The sequence below is a fragment of the Aurantimonas sp. genome, from assembly GCF_964217435.1.
Taxonomy (GTDB): Bacteria; Pseudomonadota; Alphaproteobacteria; order Rhizobiales; family Rhizobiaceae; genus Aurantimonas; species Aurantimonas coralicida.
The window spans coordinates 87,040-96,957 of record NZ_CAXPJM010000028.1 but is presented as its reverse complement, the minus strand read 5'-3'; the positions used below and the strand labels follow the sequence as shown (position 1 = coordinate 96,957).

The 9,918-nt window shown below is 66.8% G+C and carries 8 protein-coding genes; 5 read left to right on the top strand and 3 right to left on the bottom strand.

Translation table 11 applies throughout. The features are described 5' to 3' along the window. Positions 1–267: 267 nt before the first annotated feature. Positions 268–2,094: a M3 family oligoendopeptidase gene (locus ACEQX1_RS12390; RefSeq protein WP_370193428.1), complete on the bottom strand. Its 1,827-nt coding sequence runs from the start codon at positions 2,092–2,094 to the stop codon at positions 268–270. Between the two features lie 179 nt (positions 2,095–2,273). Here ACEQX1_RS12390 and ACEQX1_RS12385 point away from each other — a divergent pair, with 179 nt between their 5' ends. The 3 genes from ACEQX1_RS12385 to ACEQX1_RS12375 all read left to right on the top strand — a co-directional run bounded on the left by ACEQX1_RS12385 (position 2,274) and on the right by ACEQX1_RS12375 (position 6,866). Then, on the top strand, positions 2,274–3,752 hold the full coding sequence (locus ACEQX1_RS12385; RefSeq protein ID WP_370193427.1) for a sigma-54-dependent transcriptional regulator: 1,479 nt from the start codon (positions 2,274–2,276) through the stop codon (positions 3,750–3,752). Between the two features lie 251 nt (positions 3,753–4,003). Then, complete coding sequence (locus ACEQX1_RS12380) at positions 4,004–5,692, top strand: DUF882 domain-containing protein (RefSeq protein WP_370193426.1); 1,689 nt, start codon at positions 4,004–4,006, stop codon at positions 5,690–5,692. 742 nt (positions 5,693–6,434) lie between these two features. Continuing rightward, entirely contained in the window at positions 6,435–6,866 is a 432-nt protein-coding gene (locus tag ACEQX1_RS12375) for a MucR family transcriptional regulator (RefSeq protein WP_024348910.1), read from the top strand. A 175-nt stretch (positions 6,867–7,041) separates the two neighbouring features. On the opposite strand, the gene ACEQX1_RS12370 is transcribed toward ACEQX1_RS12375, so the two are convergent. Then, the gene (locus ACEQX1_RS12370) at positions 7,042–7,305 is read right to left on the bottom strand and encodes a DUF2312 domain-containing protein (RefSeq protein ID WP_024348909.1); all 264 of its coding nucleotides are present in this window, start codon (positions 7,303–7,305) and stop codon (positions 7,042–7,044) included. Positions 7,306–7,437: 132 nt separating this feature from the next. Further along, positions 7,438–7,743 carry a DUF1244 domain-containing protein gene (locus ACEQX1_RS12365; RefSeq protein WP_188077630.1) on the bottom strand — a complete coding sequence of 102 codons (306 nt, stop codon included), beginning with the start codon at positions 7,741–7,743 and terminating at the stop codon, positions 7,438–7,440. 297 nt (positions 7,744–8,040) lie between these two features. Between ACEQX1_RS12365 and ACEQX1_RS12360 the strand changes: the two genes are divergently transcribed. Both ACEQX1_RS12360 and pyk read left to right on the top strand, forming a co-directional pair. Beyond that, positions 8,041–8,460, top strand: a complete 420-nt coding sequence (locus ACEQX1_RS12360; RefSeq protein WP_029702587.1) for a DUF1036 domain-containing protein — start codon at positions 8,041–8,043, stop codon at positions 8,458–8,460. Further along, positions 8,457–9,893, top strand: coding sequence for a pyruvate kinase (pyk, locus tag ACEQX1_RS12355; RefSeq protein ID WP_024348907.1), 1,437 nt, complete (start codon positions 8,457–8,459; stop codon positions 9,891–9,893). The genes ACEQX1_RS12360 and pyk overlap by 4 nt, the downstream gene beginning before the upstream one ends. Positions 9,894–9,918 lie beyond the last annotated feature (25 nt).

Below are 9,918 nucleotides of genomic sequence, written 5' to 3'. Positions count from 1 at the left end.
ATGCGCCCCGCTTGAAACAAGCTGGCAGCCAGCGTGCGCTCGCTACATCGAGCCGGCGTGACAGACTGAAGCTGAACGGCCGCTTGCGGGAATGGCCGTCGGCTGTGCTAACGGCCAGCATGGGTCGAAAGCCGCCGCCCTGAGGTAGCCTCTGCTACCCGACGTGATCTACGACGATTCCGAAGGCATGCGCCGGCGCCTTAAACGCGACAGCGCCGCCTGAGCTTGTGGCCCGGCGGCGCTGGTTTCCGGTCGATGGCCGGTGGCTCAGTCCATGGCTTCCAGTTCGTCGATGAAGCCGGAGATCATGGCGAGGCCGCGGGACCAGAAGGCCGGGTCGGAGGCGTCGAGGCCGAAGGGCTGCAGGAGCTCCGAATGGTGCTTGGTGCCGCCGGCCTTGAGCATCTCGAAATACTTCTCCTGGAAGCCCGCCTCGGAGTTCTCGTAGACCGCGTAGAGCGAGTTCACCAAGCAATCGCCGAAGGCATAGGCATAGACGTAGAACGGCGAGTGGATGAAGTGCGGCACGTAGGTCCAGTAGGTCTCGTAGCCGTCGCCGAGGCGCAATGCGGGTCCGAGACTGCGCTTCTGGATGTCCATCCAGATCTCGCCGATCCGCTCGGTGGTCAGCTCGCCGCCGCGGCGCTCCTCGTGCAAGGCGCGCTCGAACTGGTAGAAGGCGATCTGCCGGACCACCGTGTTGATCATGTCCTCGACCTTGGAGGCGAGCAGCGTCTTGCGCTCCGCCTTCGTCGTCGCCTGGTCGAGCAGCGAGCGGAAGGTCAGCATCTCGCCGAAGACCGAGGCGGTCTCGGCGAGCGTCAGCGGGGTCGCCGCCATCAGCGCGCCCTGGCGGCCGGCCAGCACCTGGTGGACGCCGTGGCCGAGCTCGTGGGCGAGTGTCATGACGTCGCGCGGCTTGCCCATGTAGTTGAGCAGCACATAGGGGTGGACGCTCGGCACGGTGGGATGGGCGAAGGCACCCGGCGACTTGCCCGGCCGGATCGCCGCGTCGATCCAGTCATTGGTGAAGAAGCGCTCGGCGATCGAGGCCATTTCCGGCGCAAAGCCCGAATAGGCCGACAGCACCGTGTGGCGGGCCTCGTCCCAGGAGATGTCGCGGCGGGTGGAATCGGGCAGCGGCGCGTTGCGGTCCCAGTAGTCGAGCACGTCCTGGCCGAGCCATTTGGCCTTCATGGCGTAATAGCGGTGGGAGATCGACGGATAGGCGTCGGTGACGGCCTGCGACAGGGCGTCGACGACATTGCGCTCGACCCGGTTGGCCAGATGGCGGGAATCGGCGACGTCCTCGAAGCCGCGCCAGCGGTCGGAGATCTCCTTGTCCTTGGCCAGGGTGTTGGTGATCAGCGTGAAGGTGCGCAAATTCTCGCTGAACACGTTGGTCAGCGCGCTCGCCGCCTTGCGGCGCTTCTCGCGGTCCGGATCCTGCAGGATGTTGAGGGTCGCCTCCAGCGCCAGATCGTCGCCGTCGACGGTGAAGCGCAGCGAGGTCAGCGTCTCGTCGAACAGCCGGTTGAAGGCGCCGCGGCCGGTGATCGCCTTTTCGTGGAACAGCTCCTCGACGCGGTCCTCCAGCTGGTAGGGCTTGTCGAGGCGCAGATCGACGAGCCACGGCCGGTAATGGGCGAGCGCCGGATCGCGGTCCATCGCCGCGTCCATGTCGGCATCCTCGATGCGGTTCAGCTCCAGCGGGAAGAACAGCAGCCGCGACGAGATGTCGGTGACCACCGACTGGATGTCGCCGTAGAACTTGGCCCGCGCCGGGTCGGAGGTGTCACCCGAATAGACCAGCCCGGCATAGGAGATGATCCGCCCGAGAAGCTCCTCCAGCGCCTCGAAGCTGGCGACGGCGGCGGCGAGATTGCCGTCCTCGGCCCTGGCGGCTTCCTCGAGCCGGCCGCGCCAGCGCTCCTGGAACGTCTCGGCGTCGGCGCGGGCGCGCTCGACGTCGCGTGTCAGTTCGGGACTGTCCATGGCCGGGTAGAGATCCGACAGATTCCATTCCGGCAGGGCGCCGGTGGCGTCGACCGCCGTCTCGGCGGCGGAAAAGGTCGGTCGGACAGAATGCGTCATCGGGACAATCTCATGGCTTGGCGGGAATACCGGCCGGCGCGGGTCGCCGGACGGTCGTCGGAAAGGATCAAATTCGACTGAAATTGCTGGGAGTTTTTTGCCCATTCTCGTTCAGTCGCTTTTTAGCGGTGCGTGTCAATTTGGGTCGTTCTCGCGTCAAGACGAGACTGGAGGCTGACATGAACCGCGTAGTACTTATCGTTGACGACGACCCCATTCAACGGCGTCTGGTGGAAGCCCAGATCGGCCGGATGGGCCTGCGTCCGCTGACCTGCGACGGCGGCCTCGCGGCGTTGCGGGCGCTCGACGCGCACCAGCCGGGCGAAATCTCCGCCGTCATCCTCGACCTGATGATGCCCGACAAGGGCGGCAGCGAGGTGATGGCCGAGATGCGGCGGCGCAATCTCGACATTCCGGTGATCGTGCAGACCGGCAAGGGCTCGATCGACACCGTCGTCGAGGCGATGCGGGCCGGCGCCTTCGACTTCATCGTCAAGCCGGTGTCGCCGGACAAGCTGAAATCGGTGATCGACAGCGCGCTGAAGATGCGCGGCGCGGCGACGCGGCGGACCACGTCGAAGGCGCGCACCGTGCGGCTCGACCAGGGCGACGCCTCGCCGGCGCTGCGGCCGGTGCTGGCGGCGGCGGCCAAGGCGGCGCGCTCGGGCATTCCGGTGCTGATCTCCGGCGAGACCGGGGTCGGCAAGGAATGGCTGGCGAGCGCCATCCAGGCCGGCGGCGACCGCGCCAAGGCGCCCTTCGTCAAGGTCAATTGCGGGGCACTGCCCGGCGATCTGGTGGAAAGCATCCTGTTCGGCCATGCCAAGGGCGCCTTTACCGATGCCGGCCAGCCGCATGAGGGCAAGTTCGCGGAGGCCAATGGCGGCACGCTGCTGCTCGACGAGGTCGGCGAATTGTCGGCCTCGGCGCAGGTGAAGCTGCTGCGGGTCCTGCAGGACGGCGTGATCGACCCGGTCGGCGGGCGCCAGGCGGTGAAGACCGATGTGCGGATCATCTCGGCGACCAACCGGGACCTGGCGGCCGGGGTGACGGCGGGACGGTTCCGCGAGGACCTCTATTACCGGCTGAACGCCTTCGAGCTGACCGTGCCGCCGCTGCGCGAGCGGCGCAGCGAGATCGCCAAGCTGGCCCGCCGCTTCGTCGACCGCTACGTGGCGATGGAGCCGCAATCGCCGGTCCGGCACCTGGCGGCCGACGCGATCGCCCTCCTGCAACGCTACGACTGGCCGGGCAATATCCGGCAGCTGGAGAACGCCATTCACCGGGCGGTGGTGCTGGGCGAGAGCGAAAGCCTGACGGCGGCCGACTTCCCGCAGATCGCGGCGCTGATCGCGGCCGGGCCCGCAGACACAGAGGCGGCGGCGGACTCCCATGCGTCGTCCCATACCGGCCATGGCGCCGGCACGACAAACGACCCAGCTCCGATATCCAACGGCCACGGTCGCGGCGAGCCCGCAGATTTCGCGGTGCGCGACCAGAATGGCGAAGTGCGGCGGGTCGAGGAGGTGGAGGCCGACCTGATCCGGCTGGCCCACGCCCAGTATCATGGCCGCATGAGCGAAATCGCCCGGCGGCTGGGAATCGGGCGGTCGACGCTGTACCGCAAGATGCGGGAATACAAGATCGACGCCGATTGATCAGCTTGCGCCGGTCAAGATCTTCCCATCCGGCAAGGCGTTGATTTCACGCCGAAACACCACTATCCCGGCGAGTAAGCTTAATCGGGCCTTAACGCTTTTCTTGCAGAATCGGGAGAAAGTTCGCTGACTGTCATCTTCATGCCGCAGTTTCGGAAAAATTGGACAGGCGACGAGAACGGTCATCGGGGTTGCCCATACCGGCGGATGCGTCCGACGGGCAGGCAAGTGTTTTGAGGGGAAGAGACCGCATGTTCGGACATACCGCTCGCGCCGGCCGCTCGGCCTGGCGCCTCGCGACGTTCGCTGCCCTGGCTCTGCTGATCGGCGGCACGGTCACCGCGGCGAAGGCCGAGACCCGCGTCCTGAAGTTCTACAATCTGCATACGAAGGAGAAGGGCAGCTTCTCCTACAAGAGCAACGGCCGCTACAACAGCGGCGAGCTCAAGAAGATCAACTGGTTCCTGCGCGACTGGCGCAAGGGCGAGCAGACCCAGATCGACCCGCGGCTCCTGGACCTGATCTGGGAGGCGTATCGCCAGAGCGGCTCCAACGCCCTCATCAATGTCGTCTCCAGCTATCGCTCGCCGGCGACCAATTCGATGCTGCGCTCGCGCAGCTCGGGCGTCGCCAAGAAGAGCCAGCACACGCTCGGCAAGGCGCTCGACTTCTACATTCCGGATGTGCCGCTGGCCAAGCTGCGCGAGATCGGCCTGAAGATGCAGGTCGGCGGCGTCGGCTATTATCCCAAATCCGGCTCGCCCTTCGTGCATTTCGACGTCGGCAACGCCCGTCACTGGCCGCGCATGAACCGCAAGCAGCTGATGGCGGTCTTCCCGAACGGGAACACGGTGCATGTGCCCTCCGACGGCAAGCCGCTGCCGGGCTACCAGCAGGCGCTGGCCTCCTACAAGCAGCGCCGCGGCGGCTCGTCGATCCAGGTCGCCAATGCCGGCTCGGGCTCTTCGGGCGGCGGCAAGACGCTGCTGGCCATGCTGTTCGGCGATGGCGACGAGGGCGAGGACGAGGTCCAGAGCGCCCCGACGCCGCGGGCTCCGGTGAAGGCCGCGGCCGCGCCGAAGGTCGAGGTGGCTTCGGTCGTGCCGCAGGCGCGCCCAAGCCGGGATCTGCCGGGCGGTGTCGCCGTGCCGGTCGGCGACCGCTTCGATACGGGTGCGCCGGCCTCGGCTGCCGCCCCCGCCCAGACCGAGGTCGCGGCCCTGATCAATGCGCAGATCCCGGTGCCGACCTGGGCGCCGAGCCGTGCCGTGCCGGCCGACGCCTCCGACGCCCCGGCGGCCCGCGAGGATGCGGTGTCGACCCTCGTCGCCGCGCTCGAGGAGCAGGCGAGCGAGACCGTGGCGAGCGGCCAGATGGCCTATGCGGTTCCGACCCCGGGCGACCGCCCGCAATTCGAGAGCGTGCTCAAGGACAAGCCAGCGACCGCCGCGACGGCGATCGCCAAGGTGGCGCCCGCGAAAGAGACGATGAAGGCCGTGGAGATGGCCGCCAGGGCGCCGAGCCCGCGTCCGCAGATCGATCCGCAGGCCACCAAGCCGGTGCCGGCGCTGATGACCGCAGCGGCGTCCAGCGCGCCGAAGCCCCGTCCGCAGCCGGCCGATGCGGCAGGCGCCGCCGCGGCGACCTCCGGCAAGGGCGGCCGCGTCCTCAACGCCGTGGTGCAGGACACGCCGAAGCCGAAGGTACTCGATCCGCAGGAGGCGATCGCCTCGCGCTTCAAGATCGCGGCGCTCGTCTCCGACACCGACAGCCGGGCCGCGCGCCTGGCGACGGCCAAGCCGGATGCCGGGCGGCTGGTCGGCAATTTGCCGAGCACGCTGTTCGCCTCGGGCTTCGCCCCGGCGGCCAATGCCGGCAAGAGCGACCGCTTCTCGGGCTCGGCCGTCAACTTCCTGCCGATGGTGAAGGTCGGCCAGTAAGGCCGCCGCTCCACCATCCGCGCACGATCAAGATCGTCGACGGCCGTCCGGTGTTGCCACCGGGCGGCCGTTTTCGTTCGGGCGTGGCGTGGCGGGACCGGCTATGCGCCCCGGCCGGCGGGCGAGGCGGGACGGCGGTGTGGCGTGGCGTAGAAGACCGGGGCGCGGCGCCAGTTGACCGATACGTAAAAGTCCGTCGAAGCCTTGTATGGGGACGAGGAATGCACGTCGTGCGAGCGCTCTCGACTTCGCTGCAGTGCCGAAGCAGTACGATATCCGCGTATCTTCGCAACGGCTTGGCAGCGTTTTCTCAGCTCATCCAGCGGTCGAAACTTCAGCGATATGACGCTCGCTGGTCTTACCACCGAAGCAGTGCGATGAGACGCAAAGCATTTCCGGTTTTTGCGGCTCATTGAACAATGCCGGACAGTTTCGCCGCATGGTTGTGCCGGTTGCGGTCTCTTGATGTACGCGCATCATTTAGAGTTGTTCTATAATAAGGCAGACATTCGATATTCTGCGGCTGCTTATTCGCCCCGGCAAGTGTGGACAAAATTGTCGGGACTTAGGGGTTGCGAATAATCCACTTGACATTAAGTAACGCCACATAAATACCAAACGTGGATGGTGGATTGCCCAGAGGCGAGGCCACCGTTTCGCAATAAACAAACTGCACGAGGCGCGCAGAGGCGCCTGATTCAACAGGCGCAATCGCCACAACTTCGCGCAGCACGGGGTAAAAATGGACCAGATCGAAAACGTCGAAAACAACGAAATGCTGATGGAGCTCACCGCGGAAGTGGTGGCGGCCTATGTCAGCAACAACTCGCTGCCGGTTTCCGAACTGCCTGCACTCATCTCGGACATCTACGGCGCCCTCGGTCGCACGAACAGTGCGCCGCAGGCGGTGCAGGCCGAGAAGCCGAAGCCGGCGGTGCCGGTGAAGAAGTCGGTGACCGACGACTACATCATCTGTCTCGAGGACGGAAAGAAGTTCAAGTCGCTGAAGCGCCACCTGATGACCCACTACAATCTCTCGCCGGAAGAGTACCGCGAGAAGTGGGACCTGGCGCCCGACTATCCGATGGTCGCGCCGAACTACGCCGCGGCGCGTTCGCGCCTCGCCAAGCAGATGGGCCTCGGCCACAAGCGTCGCCGCGCCGCGGCACGCTGAGCCGGCCGCCGCATCGCTGCGGCAGCAACAGAAAAAGCCCGCCGGAGCGATCCGGCGGGCTTTTTCGTGTTCGGTTGAGAGCCTCGGGTGAGGGGCGCCGGCGTGGATGCGAGCCGGGCCGGATCCATGGACCGGCGACCGGCGGCGCGTGGTCGCCGGCGCGGCGCCGCTGGCGCTATTCGCGCGGCAGGTCCGGGGCCATGCCGAGGGCCTGCAGGTAGAGATCGAGGATCGCTTCCTGCTCCTGGCGCTCGTTCTGGTCCTGCTTGCGCAGCGAGATCACGCGGCGCAGCACCTTGGTGTCGAAACCGTTGCCCTTGGCCTCGGCATAGACGTCCTTGATGTCGTCGCTGATCGTCTTCTTCTCTTCCTCGAGCCGTTCGATCCGCTCGACAAAGGATCGCAGCTGATCCTGGGCGACATCGTTCACGTCGGACATGGTGGGTCTCCGTCTGGCACTTTCGCGCAATGAATTGGCCGGGAACTACCAGACCGGGGTGATTCGGGGAAAGCCCGTTGTGCCGCTATGGCACGTGGCGGCCGCCCGATGCGGGGTCCGCGCGCGAAAACGTTACTCGCTCGGGCGCGTCTGCTCGAAGCGCTGGGCGGTCTCGGGGCTCGCCTCGCGCTGGTAGCGGTCGCGCCATTCGCCGTAGGGCATGCCGTAGACGATCTCGCGGGATTCGTCCTTGGTCATGGCGATGCCGTCGGCCTCGGCCGCGTCGCGGTACCAGTTGGACAGGCAGTTGCGGCAGAACCCGGCGAGGTTCATCAGATCGATGTTCTGCACGTCGGTGCGCTCGCGCAGATGATCGCGCAGGCGCCGGAACGCCGCCGCTTCGAGCTCGATGCGCTTCTGGTCGTCGATCGGGTCCATGTCGCTCTCCTGTGTCCGTCCGCTTCGCGGCACCTTGCCCCGATATCGAGCCGAAGCGTCTTCGCATCAAGGGTGCGACGGCGCGAGGCGGCGGGCAGGGTGGGGCGGCGGGCCGGTTCGGGCTCGCAACCGGCCGGCGGATGATCTAGGACGGCGGCAGCGCAGCGTGGTCATGTCGTTGACAGGTTCGACCGCTATGCGAAAGCTGCCTCTCGTGCGGACACTCTCTCTTTCGGGGAAAGCGTGATGATACCCAACCCGTTTCGCCGGCTGCGCCACGGATTTGCTCTCGGGCTGATGGCCGCCGGACTGTTCCTCGTCTCGGCGCCGCTGACGGCGGATGCCGCCCGCGCCGATTTCCGGGTGTGCAACGGCACCCAGTCGCTGGTCGGCGTGGCCATCGGCTACCGGGCCGAAGCCGGCTGGACCACCGAAGGCTGGTGGCGGATCCCGGCGACGACCTGCAAGGCGATCATCGAGGGTCCCCTGTCGTCGCGGTACTATTACGTGTATGCCGAGGACTCCGATGGCCAGGGCCGCTGGGCCGGGCCGGTAAACCTCTGCATCGCCGAGAACGAGTTCAAGATCGCCGGGGTCAAGGACTGTTTCAAACGGGGCTACCAGAAGATGGGGTTCCGCGAATACGACACAGGCGAGCAGGCCAGCTGGATGGTCCAGCTGACCGAAGCGCCCCGCGAAACAACGGATAGCCAATGAGACGCCATCGCAAGGTCAAGATCCTTGCCACCCTCGGGCCGGCATCGTCCTCCGAGGAGATGATCCGCAAGCTGCATGAAGCCGGTGCGGATGTCTTTCGCATCAATATGAGCCATTCCGACCACGATCTGATGCGCGAGCTCGTCGCCCGCATCCGCCGGGTCGAGTCCGCCGTGGGCCGGCCGATCGGCATTCTGGCCGATCTGCAGGGACCGAAGCTGCGGGTGGCGAAATTCGCCGAGGGCAGCGTCCAGCTGACGGTCGGCGATGATTTCACCCTCGACGACAATCCCGAGCCGGGCGACACGACCCGCGTCTATCTCCCGCATCCGGAAATCCTGGAAGCGGTGGAGGTCGGGCACCGGCTGCTGATCGACGACGGCCGGCTGCAGCTCGTCTGCACCGAGACCGACAAGCACTCGATCAAGTGCCGCGTCGTCGCCGGCAACAAGATCTCCGACCGCAAGGGCGTCAGCCTGCCGGACACGACCCTGACCACCGGGGCGCTCACCGACAAGGACCGCCGCGATCTCGACGCGGTGCTGGCCGAGAATGTCGACTGGGTGGCGCTGTCCTTCATCCAGCGTCCGGAAGACCTCGCCGAAGCGCGCAAGGTGTCGCGCGGCCGCGCCTTCCTGTTGTCGAAGATCGAGAAGCCGCAGGCGGTGGAACGGCTCGACGAGATCATCGAACTGTCCGACGCGATCATGGTCGCGCGCGGCGACCTGGGTGTCGAGATGCCGCTGGAAGCGGTGCCGGGCATCCAGAAGCGGATCACCCGTGCCGCCCGCAAGGCCGGCAAGCCGGTGGTCGTCGCCACGCAGATGCTGGAATCGATGATCTCCGCCCCGGTGCCGACCCGCGCCGAGGTCTCGGACGTGTCGATCGCCGTCTATGAGGGCGCCGACGCGGTGATGCTGTCGGCCGAATCGGCGGCCGGCGAATATCCGGTCGAGGCGGTGTCGACGATGGACCGGATCTGCCAGCGCGTCGAACTCGACCCGCTCTATCCGGGCATCATTTCCGGCCAGCGCACGCCGCCCGAGGCGACCGGCGCCGACGCCGTGTCGCTGGCGGCCCGGCAGATTTCCGAGACGCTCGGCGTGTCGGTGATCGTCACCTATACGGCGACGGGCACCACCGGCCTGCGCGCCGCCCGCGAGCGGCCGCAGACGCCGATCCTGGCGCTGTCGCCGGTGCTGGCCACCGCGCGGCGCCTGTCGCTGGTCTGGGGCCTGCATTGCGTGGTGACGGAAGACGCCCAGGATCTCGACGACATGGTCGACCGGGCCTGCCGCATCGCGGTGGAACAGGGCTATGCCAAGTCGGGCGAGCGGATGATCGTGACGGCGGGCGTGCCGCTGCGCACGCCGGGCGCCACCAACATGCTGCGCATCGCCTATATCGGCTCGGACGGCCTCAGCGCGGTCTGACGCGGCCGTTCCGTTCAATCGACAA